The sequence below is a fragment of the Streptomyces sp. NPDC041068 genome (genome assembly GCF_040647455.1).
In the GTDB taxonomy this organism is placed as follows: Bacteria; Actinomycetota; Actinomycetes; order Streptomycetales; family Streptomycetaceae; genus Streptomyces.
In genome coordinates this window covers 733,278-751,331 of record NZ_JBEZCG010000001.1, presented here as the reverse complement: position 1 = coordinate 751,331, position 18,054 = coordinate 733,278, and the positions used below count along the sequence as shown (strand labels likewise).

At 73.4% G+C, this 18,054-nt stretch carries 2 protein-coding genes (1 of these 2 cut by a window edge); one reads left to right on the top strand and one right to left on the bottom strand.

Features of this window, described 5'->3' with window-relative positions; translation table 11 throughout:
- On the bottom strand, positions 1 to 17,873 hold the 5' portion of the coding sequence (locus tag AB0B50_RS02995) for an amino acid adenylation domain-containing protein (protein ID WP_362324530.1). Its footprint begins 5,689 nt before the window's first position; 17,873 of the gene's 23,562 nt are visible here — the first part of the coding sequence; it begins with the start codon at positions 17,871 to 17,873; its stop codon lies off the left edge, out of view.
- Between AB0B50_RS02995 and AB0B50_RS02990 the strand changes: the two genes are divergently transcribed.
- Positions 17,863 to 18,054, top strand: a complete 192-nt coding sequence (locus tag AB0B50_RS02990) for a hypothetical protein (RefSeq protein ID WP_362324527.1) — start codon at positions 17,863 to 17,865, stop codon at positions 18,052 to 18,054. The genes AB0B50_RS02995 and AB0B50_RS02990 overlap by 11 nt on opposite strands.

Below are 18,054 nucleotides of genomic sequence, written 5' to 3'. Positions count from 1 at the left end.
AGATGGGCGTTGGCCATCGCGTAGTCGCTCTGCCCGACGGCCGCGGCCGGGACCATCGAGGCGACCGACGAGAACAGCACACAGAACCGCAGCGGGTCGCCCGCGAGGGAGTCCACCAGCGCGTCGAGGCCCGCGGTCTTCGGTGCGAGCACGGCGCGCACCGCGTCGACCGGCTTGCTCACGAAGGCGAGGTTGTCCCGGTCCACGAGTCCAGCGGCGTGCAGCACGCCACCGATGGGGCCGAACTCCCGGCGGATCTCCGCCAGCGCGGCGCGGACGGCGGCGGCGTCCTCGCCCAGGGGCAGCGAGAGCACCCGCAGCCGGACCCCGTCACGCTCCAGGGCACGCAGCCCGCTCAGCTTCCGCCCCAGGGCGGTGTTCTCGCCGTGGCGGTCCCACTCCTCGCGCGGCGGCAGCTGCTCTCGCCCGGTCAGGACGAGGGTGCGGGCGCCCCACCGCTCGACGGCGTGCCGGGCGAGCGCGAGGCCGATGCCGCGTGTGCCACCGGTGATGAGGAGAGGCTCGTCGGCAGGGAAACGGACCGGGGCGCCGACGGCACCCGGCAGCTCGGCGAGCACGGCCCGGTGCCGCGCTCCTCCGACGTAGGTGACCTCGACGTCGTCCCCGCCGTCGGACAGTTCGCGCGCCACGAGTCCGGGCAGAGCGGCGTCGGCGGGGTCCGCCTCCAGGTAGCGGGAGCGCACCCGGCCGTACTCGCTCTGCAGCATGCGGTAGAGCCCTGCGCGGGCGTCCCCGGTGCCGACGCCGAGCAGCAGCGCCTCGCGTCCGGCCATGCGCTGCACCACCGGCAGCCAGTCGGCGAGCGCGAGGCCGCCCAGGTCGACGAGCGCGTCGAACCGGTCGTCGAGCTGCGCCACGGAGCCGATCAGCTCGGCGTCCGGCAGGGCGTCGGCGAGTCGGCGGGCATCGGGCCCTGTGCCCAGGACGGCCACGGCACTCGGGCGGCGGCCCGCGACGGCATCGGCGGGCTGCCACTGCCTGGCCAGGAGCCGGGTCCCTGCGGGGGCGGGGACGTCTGCGCCGCGTCGCGCGGCGACGAACACCTCGCCGAACGCGTCCTGTTCGGCCACAGGACGCCACACCTCGGCGTACCCGGAACCTTCGAGGACCTCCTGCCAGCGGGGTGCGGAGAGGATCGGCGCCCCGGGCATCCTCACGTCCTCGTCGTCGTAGAGCCACCAGCCGTCGAGCAGGCCGAAGGTCAGGGTGAGCACCGCCGACTTGCGGGTGACCTCGTTGACGACGAGGACACCGCCGGGGCGCAGGGCCGCGGCGAGGTTGCGCAGGACGAGGCGGATGTCCTGGGTGGCGTGCAGCACGTTCGTCGCCACGATCACATCGCAGTCGCCGCCGGTGAGGCGCTGGCCCGCGCCCTCCTTGCTGACGTCCCAGCGGCCGTAGCGCAGGTAGGCACGGCCGGGTCCGAAGCGACGCTCGGCCTGGTCGAGGAAGGCCGGGGACAGGTCGGTGTACCAGTACTCGACGCGGTCGGCGTACGCGTCGACGCGGGGCAGGACGACGGCGGTGGTGCCTCCGGTGCCGGCGCCGACCTCCGCGAGGCGGACGGTGGCCGAAGGATCCTCGGCGAGGCGCTCGCGCACGGCCGTCGCGGTCACCTCGGCCACGACGTCGTTGAGCCGGTCCGCGACGGAGTTGCCCTGATAGACGGCGGTGAGCTTGGCCATGGAGCCGCCGGGGAAGAGCACGTCGGTGGCGGGCACCGCACCGCAGAGGATCTCGGGCAGCCGGTCGACGCACTCCTCGACCAGGGCGAGCTGCGCGTTCCAGTACGGGTCGGCGGCGAACCGCTCGCGCACCGCCGTCCAGGCGGTGGCCTGGGTCGGAGGCCGCTCGGCCGTGAGCTCCAGGACATCGCCGTACTGCCGTGTCAGGCCCGCGGCGGTGAGCAGCCGGGCCGCTTCGTCGAGCCAGCGGCGGTACTTGTCCACGACGCGGAGCCGCCGCGCGAGCCCTGCCAGGGACTCGGTGCGGTCTTCGGCGAAGGCGCCGGACGCGCAGAGCCGCACCAGGACCCGCCCGGCGATCAGCCGGTCGAGTTCCTCCGCGGAGAGCGCCGCCGGGGCGGGGGCGGGCGGGACGACGGCGCCACGCTTGATCCGGGCGAGACCTTCGACGGGCCCTCCGACAGGGCCACTTGCCGGTTCGACCGGCTCGCTCGGCAGCACGGCCACGTCAGCGTCGCTCTCCCCCGACGCGAAGGCCCCCGGGAACCTCCCCGCCAGATGCGCCGCCAGATCGCGCACCGTCGTGTACTCGAAGAGCAGAGTGGGCTCCAGCTCCTCGCCCACCACGCCCTGGAGCTCCTCGACCAGGCCAAGCACCTGCACCGACTCCAGGCCCAGTTCGTAGTAGCCGGCGGTCACCGGTATCGACTGCGGGGCACGGCCCAGCCGTTCGCCGAGGAGGCGACGCAGGAAGTCCTCCACACGACCGGCCTCGGGCACGGCGCCGGTCACCTCGTCCGTGACGGCGGGGGCGGCCGCGCCTCCCGCCAGCGCCTTGCTGGACAGCTCGGTCAGCTCGGCCACCTGGCGGCCCTCCGCGTCGAAGAAGTCCACCGAGAACCGCACGACTTCGCCGCGCCTGCTCACCGAGGAGCGGCGGACGCGGGCCGTGCAGCGCCCGGTCAGGGGCGCGGTCGTGCGGAAGGAGGCCAGGTGCAGCGGCAGGAACGCCTGGCCGCCGGTGTCGAGCAGCGAACCGGCCGCCACCGCACCGCCGAGCAGCAGCGCCGGGTGCACGAGGAAGTCGCCCTGGGGCGCGGTGAGTTCGGCGGTCAGCTGGTCCGGTTCCGTGCGGACCACTCCTTCGGCGCGCGCGGCGCCGCTGTAGTGCTGGCCGTTGTCGCCGTCCCTCCGGTATGTCTCGGCCAGTGACGTGGCCGCGCCGTACGGCGGACGGTCGTCCAGGCGTTCACCGAAGCGCGGCACGTCCCCCACCAGGACCTCGGCCGTGGCGTAGGGCTCTCCGTCGGTGACGCTGACCTGCCAGCGGCCGGGCCCCGCGGGAGCGCAGCGGATCTCGGCGGCGACCGGCCCGTCGGTCACGTCCAGCGGCCGCAGCGCGGTGAGGTTGCGTACCGTGATCCGCTCGACCGGGTGGCCGTGGTCGCGGAACACCCGGGCGATCAGGTCGACATGGGCGACGGCGGGGAGCAGCGACCGGCCCTGGACCTGGTGCCCCGCGATGACCGGGGTCTTTGTCGACAACACCACGGTGGCGTGCGGGTCACCTGCCAATGCCGTTGCGGGCGCGGAGAGTTGAGCCTCCAGCGCGCGGTGTCCATCCAGCGCGCGGTGGCCCTCCAAAGCGCCGTGGTCCACCGACGCCCGGTGGCCCTCCGGCTCGCCCGACCGCGCGCGGAACGCGTCGGCGACCGGCAGCCAGCACCGCTCCCGGGCGAACGGGTAGCCGGGCAGGGAGACGCGCGGTCCTCCGGCGGGCCACGTGACGTGCGCGCCGCGGACCCAGGCCGCCGCCCGTTCGCGCGGGGAGCCGTCCGCGGCGGGTGCGGCGGACCGCGTCGCGATGCCGGACAGGACGCTCGGTACGGCCGCCCCGGCGAGATGCGCCTCCAGCGCCTCCACGAGGTCGCCCACCGCGTCGAAGACCACGGCGATGCGGTGCGCCATCGGTTCACGGGTCTGCAGTGTCGCGGCGAGCGCGGCCGGGTGCGTGTCCCGGCCCTCTCCGCGCAGGAACTCCGCCATCTGTGTGGTGTGTTCGGTGAGTCGTTCCGCGTCGCGCGCGGACAGCACACACACGTACGGACCGTCCTGCGCGGAGGGCCGCGTGGGGGACTGCGTGGGTGACACGAACTCCTCCAGGATCACGTGGGCGTTGCTGCCGCCCGCGCCGAACGCGCTGATTCCGGCGGTACGGGGCAGGGGGCGGCCCGCGGCGTCGACGCGCGGCGTCCACGGGGCCGGCTCGCGCTGCAGACGGAAGGGAGTGGCGTCCAGGTCGAGGTGGGGGTTGAGGCTCTCGGCGTGCAGGGAAGGCACCAGTTCCTGGTGTCGCAGCTGCAGCAGGACCTTGGTGAGCGCGGCCATGCCCGCGGCCGACTCGGCGTGCCCGATGTTGGACTTCACGGAGCCGATCGGGATGCGCACCCCGTCCAGGTCGTGCCCCTGGAAGGCACGGACGAGGCCGGTGATCTCCACCGGGTCGCCGAGCGAGGTGCCCGTGCCGTGCGCCTCCAGGTAGTCCAGCTGCCCGGGGGTCAGGCCGGCGCGGTCGAGCGCCTCGCCGATCATCACCCCCTGGGCCTTGGGGTTGGGCACGCTGAAGCCCTTGCCCGCCCCGCCGTGGTTGACCGCCGTCGACCTGACCACGGCCAGGATGCGGTCGCCGTCGGCCTCGGCCGCGGAACGCCGCTTGAGCAGCACCGCCCCCGATCCCTCGGCGGGCACGTACCCGTCGCCGCCCTCGCCGAAGCTGCGGCACCTGCCGTCCGTGGACAGGAACCCGCCCTTGGAGAGCTGGAGGTACTTCAGCGGATGGCTCGACACATTGACGCCACCGGCCACGGCCACCTCGCAGTCGCCGTCCCTGATCGCCCCGCAGGCCAGGTGGAGGGCGGTGAGCGAGGACGAGCACATGGTGTCGAGGGCGATGCTCGGGCCGTCGAAGTCGAAGAAGTACGAGACCCGGTTGGCGACGGAGGCGTACGACGACGAGGTGGCCGCCCCGACACCGCGCAGGGCCTCGTCGACGCCGTACAGCTGGTAATGGCCGTACATCAGGCCGACGAAGACTCCGGTACGGACCTTCGACAGCGCGGCACGAGACGTACCCGCGTCCTCCAGGAGGTGCCACACCGTCTGCAGGAAGATCCGCTCCTGCGGGTCGATGTGCTCCGCCTCCACCTGGGACATGCGGAAGAACATGGGGTCGAAGGACGCCACGTCGGAGAGCCAACCGCCCCATTTGGCATACGCCTTGCCGGGGGTGTCGCGGTCCGCGTCGTAGAACCGGTCGTGGTCCCAGCGGTCCTTCGGCACCTCCTCGACACAGTCCCTGCCGTCGCGCAGGTTGCGCCAGAACTGCCCGAGGTCGTCGGCCTGCGGGTAGCGGCCCGCGACGCCCACGACGACGATGTCGTCGTCCTCGGCGGGTTCCCTGGCGGGGACGCCGGCGCGCACGGCCGGGGCAGGAGCCAGGGAGGCGGACAGCACGGCCGCCGGGGCCGCCGGAGCCGGGGCTGTCGTCGGCTGCGCTGTCGGCACCAGCATGTCGCGCAGCACGGGCGCGTGGTGGTCGAGGAGGAAGTCGGCCAGCTCACCGATCGTCAGGTACTCGAAGAACAGCGTCTTGGAGAGCGGCCCGAACCGCTCCTCCAGTGCACGCGTGAGGCTGAGCACCAGCAGCGAGTCGACGCCGTAGGTGTCGAACGCCTCGTCCTCCGCGACGTCGTCGAGCGCCATCTTCAGCTCGTCGGCCAGCAGTTCGCGCAGGAACTCGACGGTGGGGGCGCGCAGTACACCGTCGTACGCATCCGCGTCCGCATCCGCATCAGCGGATGCACGCGCCTGCGTACGCACCGCAGGGCGTCCGCGCAGGACTTCGGCGATCCGGGCGCGGTCGCCCGCGGTCACCAGGAGCCGGGACGCGCCGCTCGCCAGGGCGGCCTCCAGGGCGTCGAGCGCGGCCTCCGTCGGCAGCGGCTCCATGCCGAACTCGCGCCGCATGGCCTGGCGCGCCTCGGCGGTGATGGTCATCCCGCCGTCGCGCCACAGCGACCAGTCGACGGTGAGGCCGCCGCCGGGGCGCCGCTCCAGGTAGTGGTCGAGGAAGCTGTTGGCATACGCGTAGTCGCTCTGCCCGACGTTGCCGAAGACCGCGGCACTCGAACCGAACGCGACGAAGTAGTCGAGGGCGTCCGACCGTGTCGCCTCGTCCAGGTGGACCAGGCCGCGCACCTTGGGCGCGAGCACCGCGTCGGCGTCCGCGCCGCTCTTGCGCAGCGCGAGCGAGTCCCTCAGCGTGCCCGCCGCGTGGACCACTCCGGCGATGCGCCCGAACCGGCGTCGGGCCTCGTCCACCGCACGCTCGACATCGGCGCGCACGCCGACGTCGGCCTGGATGTGCAGCCAGCCGTCGGGGAGTTGCTCCGTCGGGCGGGTTCTGCTGACGAGGACGACGCCCGCGGCGGGGTGCCGGGCGATCCGTTCGGCGACGAGCAGTCCGAGCCGCCCGGTGCCGCCGGTGACGAGGTGGGCGCCGTCGCGGGCGAACGGCGAGGCGCCGGCGGGCGCGGGCAGTTCCACGGGGCGCCAGCCGCGCACCGCGCGTCGACCGCCTTCGGAACGCACCTCCGCCGCGCCGTCTTCGGAGAGTTCGGGGAGCTGGGCGAGTTCGGCAAGCACGAGCTGGGCGAGTTCGCGCGGGGTGGCCGGGCGGGTGTCGGCTCGGCCGAGCACGCTCATCCGGATGCCGGGGTGCTCCTGGCCGATCGTCCGGGCGAAGCCGTCGAGCGCGGCGTGCGCGGCGCCGGTCGCTCCGGGCCCGTCCTCGTGGACGTACAAGTACCGCAGAGGTCCGCCGTGTTCGACGATCCGCCGCCTGCAGAGGTCCAGCGCGGCGTGGAAGCCGCCGCGCACCGCCGCGTCGAGGTCTTCGCCGGAGGCCAGGTGGACGATGCGCGAGGCCCGCGCGGTCGCGCCGCCGACCTGGACCGTCAACTGCGGCGCGAGCAGGGCCAGTTCATCACGCAACGCCTGGGCGCGGCCGTCACCGGTGTCCAGCACGGTCAGCGGCTCGACCGCGACGCGCGGCGCGGATGCCGCACCCTCCGCGGCCCCCTCCGCGACCGGCTCGGACTCCCAGACCGGCTCGAAGGCGTGCACGTCATGCGCCGCCTGTGGCACCTGCACGTCGCGCTCCGCCCGCGGCACCGCCCGCAGCGTGAACCTCTCGATCCGCGCCACCACCCTCCCGTCGAGGGCGGCCAGGTCGATGTCGAAGACCTGCGTGTCGGCGCGGCTCTCCACGGCGACGGCGTGCACGAGGCAGTCGGCCGGCAGCTCGTCGAGGATCCGCACGGATCCGATCGCGTACGGAAGGTGCGCCGTCGAACCCGCCACGAGCCACCCGGCGGTCTGCAGCGCCCCGTCGAGGAGCGAGGGGTGGAAGCGGTGCGCGCCGACCTCGGGGCGGCGCAGCCGGGCCAGCGCCTCGCCCTCGCCGAGGGCCAGCTCCTCGATCACCTGGAACGTCGGCCCGTACGCGAAGCCGAGTCCCGCGAAGTAGTCGTAACACTCCTGCCGGGTCCTGCTCCGGTGGCACCGGGCGCGCACCGCGGACACGTCGACGCGGGCGGGCGGCGCGGCGGTGTCCGTGCCCTCGAAGACCAGACGGCCGCGGGCATGGGGGCGTTCGCCGGTGATCTCGAACTCGCCGGAGGACGCGACGACCACCCGGAGGTCCCGTCGTCGCCCGTCGGCGAGCGCGACCGGCGCGGCCCAGACGACATCGTCGACGCGCAGGACCCGGGCGGCGGCGTCGCCGTGCGCCCGCTCGCCCGCGAGGCGCGCCATCTCCAGGTACACGACGCCCGGCAGTACGCGCTCCTCGCCGACCCGGTGGTCGGCGAGATAGAACTCCGAGCCCGTGAGGTGCTTGGCGAAGGCGGTCTCACCGAACGTCGAGACGTTCTCGTCGAGCAGCTCAGCCAGGTCGGCCCGCGCGGAGCCGCCCCGGGCGGCGGTCGGGTTCCCGGGCCCGGACGGAGCGTCGACCCAGTGACGAGTCGGCTCGAACGGGTACGTCGGCAGGCCGATCCGGCGGCCTGCGGGCAGCCCGGACCAGTCCACGTCCGCCCCATCGGTCCACAGCCGCGCCAGGGACTCCAGGTCGCGCTCGGCCGACAGCGCACGCACGAAGTCCCGCCAGGCGGCGCCGCGCGACGCCACGGCACGGCGCTGTGCGGCGCCCACCCGCCCACGCAGGAGGCCTTCGGCGGAGCGGCCCTCCGCGCAGGCATCCAGTCGGTCGAGCAGCTGGGTGCGGCCACGGGCGACGAAGGCGAGGCGCTCGTCCATGGCCTCGCGGCCGACGCGCAGGGTGTGCGCGACATCGGCGGGCGAGGGCTCATCGGCGCGGACGCGGGCGGCCAGGCGCCGGGCCTGCTCCCGCAGCGCGTGCTCGGACTTGGCGGACAGGACGAACAGGTCGTCGACCGCCGCGTCAGGAGCCGGCGCCGCCGCCTGCGTCCCCTCCGCCTCCTCGATGACGACGTGCGCGTTGGCGCCGCCGAAGCCGAAGGAACTGACGCCCGCCCGGCGGGGCAGCGGGGAGCCGTCCTCCGCGAGCGGAGCGGGCCAGGGCCGCGTGGAGTCGACGATCTCGAAGGGGCCGCCGTCCAGCGCGAGATAGGGGTTGCGCTCGCGGAAGTGGAGGCTGGCCGGGAGGGTGCGGTGGCGCAGCGCCAGGACGACCTTGAACAGACCCGCGATGCCCGCGGCGGCCTCCAGGTGACCGATGTTGGTCTTCACGGAGCCCACGCCGATGGTGGTCCCGGTGCCGGCGTCCACGTCCCCGCACAGCCGCCCGAACGCCTCCGTCAGGCCGGTCGTCTCGATCGGGTCGCCGAGCGCCGTACCGGTGCCGTGCGCCTCGATGTAGCCGACGGTGCGCGGATCGATGCCCGCGGCCCTGTAGGCGTCGACGAGCAGATCGGCCTGTGCGGCGGGGTTGGGCGAGGTGAGCGAGGTGGTGCGCCCGCCGTGGTTGACCGCGGCCGCTTTGATGACCGCCGCCACCCGGTCGCCGTCCCTGCGGGCCGCGGTGTGATCGCGCAGCACGACGACGCCCACGCCCTCGCCGCGCACATAGCCGTTGGCGGAGGCGTCGAACGCCTTGCACCGGCCGTCCTCGCTGAGCATCTCGTTGCGGCTGAGCGCCTCGTAGAGACCGGGATCGAGGATCAGACTGACGCCGCCCGCGATGGCGAGGTCGCAGGTCCCGTCGCGCAGCGCGGTGACCGCCTGGTGCACGGCGGTGAGCGAACTGGAGCAGGCCGTGTCCACGGCGACGCTGGGACCGCGCAGGTCGAGGAGGTACGAAATGCGGTTCGGGATGATCGACAGCGCGGCCCCGGTGAGCGTGTGCGCGTCGGCGGACCGCCCGGAGGCGCGCTGCACCTCCGCGTAGTCGGAGTTGGTCGTACCGATGAAGACGCCGACCCGCTTGCCCGCGAGGTCGGACGCGCGGTACCCGGCGTCCTCGATCGCCGACCAGACCACCTCAAGGAGGAGGCGCTGCTGGGGGTCCATCAGCTCGGCCTCGCGCGGGGAGATCACGAAGAAGGCGGCGTCGAAGCGGTCGACGTCGGAGAGGAAACCGCCCCAGCGGGAGCGGGAGTTGTCCGCGTGCGCCCGCCAGTCCCAGCGCCCGGCGGGAATCTCCGTGACCAGGTCCCTGCCCTGCTCCAGGTTCTCCCAGAACTCCGCCAGGTCGGCGGAGCCAGGGAGGCGGCCCGCCATGCCGACGATCGCGACGTCACCGGTCGGCGCCGGGTCGGCCGGGGGAGCTTCGGGAGCCGTCCGTCGGACCGGGACCGCGTAGGTCTCCTGGAGCTCAGGCATCTCCTGGAGCTCAGGTGTCTCGTGGATCTCAGGCGTCTCCCGGGCCTGCGGCGTCTCCCGGGCCTCGACCAGATGCGCGGCGACCGCGGCCACGGTCGGGTGGCGGTAGAAGAGCGTGGGCAGGACCTCGGTCCCGTACCGCTCGCTGATCCGCGTACTCAGCGTGGTGAAGCTGATGGAGTTCATCCCGAGCCCGCCGAGGGGCGCGTCCGCGGGGATCTCCGCGGCCTCCGCGCCCAGAAGCTCGGCGATCATCGCACTCAACTCGGTTACGAGGGAGGCCAGTTGGGGCGCACCCTCGGTCTCTGTCCGCACCCTGGGCCGCACGATGTCCCAGCCCGACTCCCTACCGCCGCCCGGTCCGCGCAGCTCGGCCAGTGGGGCGTCGGTCAGCCTCCCGCGATCCACCTTGCCGTTGAGCGTGCGCGGCAGCTCCGCAAGCGGTACCAGGACGTCCGGGACCATGTGCGCGGGCAGCCACTGGGCCAGGGCCTCGCGGGGCGGCACACCGGCGCCTTCGTCGAGGTCGAGGAAGGCGTGCAGGACGTTGTCGCCGCCGACGCACCGCGCGACCACGGCGGCCTCGCGAACTCCGTCCTGTCCGCGCAAGGCCGTCTCGATCTCGGCCGGTTCGATGCGGAACCCGCGGACCTTCACCTGGGCGTCGAGCCTGCTCAGGTACTCGATGCGGCCGTCGGGCAGGGTGCGCACCAGGTCGCCGGTGCGGTAGAGGCGGTCGCCGTCGACGGTGACGAACCGTTCGGCGGTCAGCTCGGGTCGGCCCAGGTAGCCCGTGGCCAGGCCCGCGCCGCCGATGTACAGCTCGCCGGGCACTCCGGCGGGGAGCTTCCTGCCGCGGGTGTCCAGCACGTGCAGCCGGGTGTTGGCGACGGGGTGGCCGATGGTGACTCGCTCGCCGGGCGCGAGCCGGCACACGGCCGACCAGATCGTGGTCTCGGTCGGGCCGAACATGTTCCAGACCTGACCGGCGCGGGCCAGCAGCCGCTCGGCGGTGTCCTGGTCGAGCGCCTCTCCCCCGCACAGCGCCTTCAGGCCGGGGTTGCCCGCCCATCCCGCGGCGAGCAGCATCTTCCAGGTGGCGGGCGTGGCCTGGACGACCGTGGCCGTGCTCGCGTCGAGCAGGCGGCGCAGCAGGACGCCGTCGCGGGCGACCTCGGTGGGCACGATCTCCACGCGGCCGCCGGTGATCAGCGGCAGGAACAGTTCCAGGGCGGCGATGTCGAAGCAGACGGTGGTGAGCGCCAGGAGGTGGTCGTCCGCCGAGAACCCGGGCTCCTCGGCCATCGAGAGGAGGAGGTTGGCCAGGGCACCGTGCGGCACCTGAACACCCTTGGGGCGCCCGGTGGATCCCGAGGTGTAGATGACGTACGCGGAATCGTGCGCGGCGGGCCTGGCGCTCGGCGCCGGCAGGATCCCCTCGCCACCGTCGTCGTACGCGTCGACCTGCAGGACCGGCATGCCGAGGTCGACGCTCTGTCCGGAGCGGGCGAGCAGCAGACGCACTCCGGCGTCCTCGACCATGTAGCGCAACCGGTCGACCGGGTAGTCGGGGTCGAGCGGCACATACGCGCCCCCGGCCGTGAGGACGCCGAGCAGGGCGACGAGCATGTCGGCGGACCGGTCGACGAGCACGCCGACTCTGCACCCCCGGGCGACGCCGCGGTGGCACAGGCGAGCCGCCAACGCGTCGACGCGCACGGCGAGTTCGCGGTAGGTCAGCGTGGCGTCCCGGTCGGACACCGCGATCGCCTCGGGCGTGCGGCGGGCCTGCTCGGCGAGCAGCGCGGGCAGTGTGCTGTCCGCGGGGTAGTCACGCCGGGCGATGCGGTGCCGCTCCTCTTCGCCGCGCAGTTCCTCGGCGCTCTGCAGGGGCAGACGGCCGAGGCCCTGGTCAGGAGTGGCGAGGGCCGACGCGAGCAGGACGCCGAAGTGGTCGCCGAGCCTGCGCACGGTCTCCTCGTCGAAGAGGTCCGGGTTGTACTTGAGGCAGTACCGGGCGCCCGCGGCCTCCTCCACGACCTCCAGCGTGACGTCGAACTCGCCTTCCTGGTGGACTCCGGGGAACACCGCGGCCACAGGGCCGGTGTCGCCGTCGTCCTCCACCCAGTTCTGGAAGTAGAAGGCGGTGTCGAACAGGCGGGAGGCCCGGAGCTCCTGAGCGAGCGTCAGCAGGGGGTAGTCGCTGTGCTCCAGGGCCTCCACAAGGGTGTCCCGCACCCCACGCAGCAGGGTGCGGAAGTCCTGGTCGTCGTCGATGTCGTGCTTGAGGACGACCATGTTCATGAAGTAGCCGAGCACGTCGGCGTACTTCGGCGCGGGCCGCCCCGCGACGGGCGTCCCGATGAGGATGCGGTCCTGCTGGGAGTAGCGGTGCAGGAGGGTGGCGTAGGCGGCGAGCAGCACCGCGAAGAGCGAGGTGCGCTCCTCGGCGGCGAGGCGTCGCGCGGCCTCGATCTGCCGTGCTTCCAGACGGCCTTCGACCGAGGCGCCCCGGTAGCTGGGGGCAGCGGGGCGGGGCCGGTCCAACGGGAGCTGGAGCGTGGGCAGCTCACCGGACAGCTGTCGCAGCCAGTACTCGCGCAGGCGCTCGCCGCGCTCCGAACCCAGCAGCTCCGTCTGCCAGTTCACGAAGTCGGCGAAGGTGGCGGCGGGCTCGGCGGAGGGTGGGGACTGCCGGTAGAACGCGGCCAGTTCACGCAGGAAGACGGCGATGGACAGGCCGTCGAAGACGATGTGGTGGAAGGTGAGCAGCAGGACCCGCCTGCCGTCCGCCAGGGCGAACAGCGTGGCCCGCAGCAGGGGTCCCCCGGCCAGGTCGAAGGGTTCGCGTACGCACTTCCTGGCGGCCTCGCGCACCTCGGTCACGTCGCCGGTGTCCAACTGCCTGCGCTCGAAGGCGAGTTCCTGTTCCGGGTCGACGATCTGCCGGTCGCCGCCGACGACGCGGGCCCGCAGCTGGGGGTGCCGGTCGACCATGGACCGCAGGGCTGCGCGCAGGGCCTCCTCATCGGTGTCCGGCTCCAGCCAGAACGCGAGGGGCAGGTTGTACGCGTAGGTGCCGGGCGCGGTCTGTTCGATCACGCTCAGGGCGCGCTGGCCCGCCGAGAGCGGGAACTCCACGGGCTCACGCACCGGGCACACCTCGACGGGTTCGTCCGTCTCGGGCTCCGTGCCCCCCAACGCCGCGACATGAGCGCCGAGTTCACGCAGCGTGGGATGCTGCAGCAGGTCGCCCAGGCGGAGCCGGATGCCCAGATCCTCCTCGATGACCGCGGAGATCTTCATGCCGCTGAGCGAGTCGAAGCCGTAGTCGGACAGGAGGCGGTCCGGGTCGATCGGCTCGTCCAGCTTCAGGGTGGCCGTGACGATGTCGCGGAGCCGGGAGAGCGCCCCCTGCCCGGCCGGACGGGCCGAGGCGCCGGGTGACGCCGCCCGGGAAGCGGTCGGCGCGGGCGTGGCGACGTCGACCGTGCCCGCTTCCGCGTTCTGGCCGATGATCACGTGCTGGCCGAGGGCCGCGCCGCGGTCGAGGACGAGGGCGTCGTCGAAACCCTCCTCGATCAGCAGCCGCTGCCAGGTCTGCGCGGTGGCCAGCGGGGCGTCCTTGATGCGCAGCTCCGGGTCCGTGAAGGCCCACCAGCCGTCCAGGACGCCGCCGGTGACGGTGATGCTGCTGCGGATCGACGTCAGTTCGTTGAGCACCAGACGCCCGCCGGGGCGCAGGAGTTCGCGGGCCTTGCGCAGTGTGCGGCGCAGGTCGCCGGTGGCGTGCACGACATTGGTGGCCACCACGACGTCGACGCCGCCGGGCGTGAACCCCTGCTCGGCCAGGCCCCGTTCGAGATTGAGCGTACGGAAGCGGGTGAACGGATGGCGGGAGCCGAAGCGCTGCTCGGCGCTCTCCAGGAACTGCGGCGAGATGTCGGTGAAGACGTACTCGGCACGGTCGGCCCAGGCGGACAGGACCGGCAGGACGCGGTCGGTGGTGGCGCCGGTGCCCGCGCCGAACTCGACGACGCACAGCCGTTCTCCCGCGCCGAGTTCCGGCACCCGCCGCCGGGCGTGCTCGGCGACCGCTTCGGCGGCGAGTTCATTGAGGGAGTCGGTGAGCGGGTTGCCCCGGTAGAAGTCCTGGACGAGCTCCATGGACGCGTCGGGGAACATGATCTCGGTTGCGCCGACCTCACCGCGCAGCACCTGCGGGTAGCTCCGCAGGAACAGCCGGGTCAGCTCGACGGTGGCCGTGATGTCGGGGTGGTCGGCGGCGATCCGGTCCAGTTCCCTCTCGGCGTGGTCGAGGCCGGTGCCGTCCGCGAGCGCGAGCAGCTCGACCGTGTCGCCGCGTAAGGTCAGATGTCCCGCGTCGGCGAGGATGTTGAGCAGCGCGGTGTGCAGCCGGTGGTACTTGGGGACGATACCGAGCCGGTCGGCGAGGCCACTCGCACTGTCCCGCTCGCCGGGCCGTGCGAAGGCGCCCATGCGCTGGTAGACGCCGAGCAGCGCGGTGTCGCAGAGCGCGGAGAGCCGGTCGTAGCCCGCGAGGACGGCGTCGGCGCCGGGTCCCGCGGGCGCGGGCGCGGCGAACCGCCCGGCGAGCGCGGAGGGGCGGTGGCCGAGTGCTTCCAGGGCCCGCCGGTCGGCGCGGATCGGCATGACCTGGACGGGGCCGTGGACGAGCACCCGCTCCAGCGCGTCGAGTCCTTCGCGCACCGTGAACTCGGCGACGCCGGTCCTGCGGAAGATCTCCCGGAGTCCGGGCTGCGCGCCGGAGCCGACGAGGCCCCAGTAGCCCCAGTTCACCACCCGTACGGGACAAGGGAGTCGGGTGGAGAGCGAGCGGGCGTAGGCGTCCTGGAAGGAACTGGCCGCCACGTAGGCGGCGTTGCCGGCGGCGCTCACGAAGGAACCCACCGAGCTGAAGAACGCGAGGAAGTCCAGCGGTTCGTCGGCCAGCGCCGCGGTCAGCGCGAGCGAGCCGTCGACCTTCGCGGCGAGCGCGGCGCGCAGTTCGGGCTCGGTGAGTTCGGCGATCGTGCTGGCGTTGAAGGTCATGGCGGCGTGGAACACGCCGTGGAGCGCGCCGAACTGCCGCCTGGCCTCGGCGACGGCCTCGCGCAGCGCGGCGGGGTCGGCGGCGTCGGCGCGCAGGTGCAGCAGTCGGCCGCCCGCCGCACGCACCCGCTCCGCGGTGGCCAGCTGCTCGGGGCCGAGCTCGCCGCGGCTGATCCACACCACGGAGGCCCGGTGGCGCTCCGCGAGCTCCTCGGACAGGGCACGCCCGATGCCGCCGCTGCCGCCGACCATCAGATAGGTGCCCCCGGTGCGGTACGGGGAGCGGCCGGGCGGGGGCACGGGCGTCTTCACGAGCTGCCGGACATGGCGGCGGCCGCCGCGCAGCAGGACGGCACGTCCCGCCGGGTGCGGGGGTTCGGCGAGGACCGCGGGCAGCGCGTCAACGGGCTCGGTGTCGGCCACGTCCACGCAGGTGACGTCGAGTTCGGGGTACTCGGCGGCGACAACCTGGGCGTAGCCGAGGATGCCCGCCGCATGCGGGTTGTCTCCGTGCGCGCCCGCGGTGACCACGGTGAGCCGTGGCCTGCCGCCGTTCACCGCGGTCCGGCTGCCGAGGGCGCGGAACAGGGCGAGCACCCCGTCGCGCAGGGCGGCGTCGAGGCAGTCAGGACGGCGCAGACCGCCGAGGTGGAAGAGGTGCCGCACCGGTTCGGTGAGCAGGGCCGCCGGATCGTCGCGGTCCAGGCGGAGGAGGCGGGCTCCGGGGTGCTGCCGGAGCAGGGCCTCGGCGAGGGCGTCGGGTTCGCCCGCGGTCAGCACGGTCACCTGGCCGGAACCCGCGGCGGCGGACGAGGCGGGGGCCGCGGCCGGGAGGTCTTCGGGGGACCAGCACGGCTGGTAGAAGCCGAGCGCGGGGGCGAGCGAGTCGTCTTCGGGGTCCTGCGCGGACGTACGTATGAGGTCCTTCGCCGGAGTGGTCACTGGGTTCGAGGTGGCCGCCGAGCCCTGGCCGGTCGCCGGGATCACGGTGGTCGCCGGTATCACGGTGGTCGCCGAGTTCCGCTCCGGCAGCGGTATCCAATAGCGCTTGCGGGCGAAGGGATACGTGGGCAGGCCGATCCGCCGCGCACCGCTGTCCGGCCACCGCGCCTCGACGCCCTGGGTCCACAGACGGGCGGCTGCCGCGAGGTCGCCGTCGGCCAGGGCGCGGGCGAGGTGGTCCGTCGCGTCCCGGTCCGCCGAACGGCGGGTGCGGGAGGCGTCGTTCAGCTCGACGCCACTCTCCGTACCGGCCGCGACGGCGCTCAACACCGCGCGTACGTCGTCGAGTTCGGCAGCCGGAAAGGCGAGCCTGACGTCCAGCTGCTCCCTGCCGACACGCAGCGTGTGCGCCACGTCGGCGAGGGAGAGCACGGGGAAGGCGGAGAGACCGGCCTCGCCCACTTGCCCTTCGGTACGGGCCAGTTCGCGCAGCGTGGTCTTCCCGGAGACCGTGTGGTCGAGGCCGAGCCGCTCGCTGAGCCCGGCCAGTTCGGCGGCGCCCGGGCCGTACTCGGCGAGCTCCAGGTCGGCGTCCAGGTCATCGGGCCGCACCCGCAGGACGTCGGCGGCGACCCGCAGACACGCCTCAAGGGACTCCTCGGAGACCGCCCGGCCCGCGTCCCGCCGCCCCTGATGGCGCCCGTCCAGGAAGTCGGCGAGCTCTCGCGCGTAGACCCGCAGCCGCTCCTCGCTCAGCGCGGAGAGCACGATCAGTTCGGCGGCGCCGCCGTCCGCGGCGGGCGCCACCGGCGCCCTGCTCCCCCGGTACTCCTCGACGATCAGGTGCGCGTTGGCCCCGCCGCCGCCGAAGGAGCTGATGCCGGCCCGGCGGGGCAACTCCCTCTCCTCGCCGTCCTGGTCACGCACCACGACGCGGTTCCAGGGCGCGGCCTCCTGTTGTACGTGGAAGGGGGTGCCGGACAGGTCGATGTCGGGGTTCAGCTCCGCCGAGTGCAGGGACGGCGGGAGCACGCCGTGCTTCAGCTGCATCAGCACCTTCGTCAGGCCCGCGATGCCCGCGGCGGACTCCAGGTGCCCGATGTTGGACTTGAGCGACCCGATGGCGCAGCCGGCGGGGGCGAGGTCCGGTGCGGTGCCGGCGGCGGCGCGGAAGGCCTCGCGCAGTCCGGCGATCTCGATGGGGTCGCCGAGAGGGGTGCCGGTGCCGTGCGCCTCCACGTAGGTGACGGTGCGCGGGTCGACGTCGGCCCGGCGCAGCGCCGCGGCGATCACCTCGGCCTGGGCGGACGGGTTCGGGACGGTGTAACCGCTGGTCCTGCCGCCCGCGTTGATCGCTGAGCCCTTCAGGACGGCGTGGATGCGGTCGCCGTCGGCTTCCGCCGCGCGCAGCGGCTTGAGCAGGACGGTGCCCACTCCCTCCCCGTCCACGAAGCCGTCGGCGTGCGCACCGAAGCTGCGGCACTGATCACCGCGCGAGATCATCTGACGGTCCGCCAACATCCGTAGGTGCATGGGGTGCAGGATGAGGTTGACCCCGCCGGCGATCGCCGTGGCGCACTCGCCGCGCCGCAGGCTCTCGCAGGCCAGGTGGACGGCGGTGAGCGAGGCCGAGCAGGCGCTGTCGACGGTGAGGCTCGGGCCGTGCAGGTCGAGCGCGTAGGAGACGCGGTTGGCGATCGACCAGTGGGCGGACCGCGCGTGCGTGTGTACGCCGAAGGCGCTGCTCTCCCCCGCCAGCCATTCGTAGTCGTTGTTCATCACGCCCGCGAAGACGCCCACCGGACCCTGCGCGCCGAGCCCTCGGGGCGCGTACCCGGCGTCCTCGGCGGCCGTCCACGCGGACTCCAGGAAGAGGCGCTCCTGGGGGTCCATCTCCTCGGCGTCGGAGGGCGATATCTGGAAGAGCAGCGGGTCGAACTTGTCGACGTCGTCGAGCCAGCCGGCCCACTTGCTGTAGCCGCGCCCGTCCTGGGAGTCGGGGTGGTAGTGCTCGTCCACGTTCCAGCGGTCGGCGGGCACCTCGCCGACACAGTTGCGGCCCTCGACGACGTTGCGCCACAGCTCGTCCGGCGTCCGCGCCGCGGGGAAACGTCCCGCGAGCCCGATGACCGCGATGTCCTCGACCTCCCGCGCGGGGGCGGGGGCGGGAGCGGCCTGCTGCTGCACGGAGGCCAGCAGTTTCAGGAGAAGAGCACGCTTGTCGTCCATAGACCTTCGTCTCATCCGGGTGCCTGGCGGCGCGAATTGCGGCAAGCCCGCAGCACTGCACCACAAAGCGGCGCAGCTCCGGGTAAACAATTCATCAAATCAAGCTGAAGAGAAACAGTGCGGCATCACGATCCGCGACTACGGTGCGATCCATAATGGATCGAAACTCACGCCCGAGTGA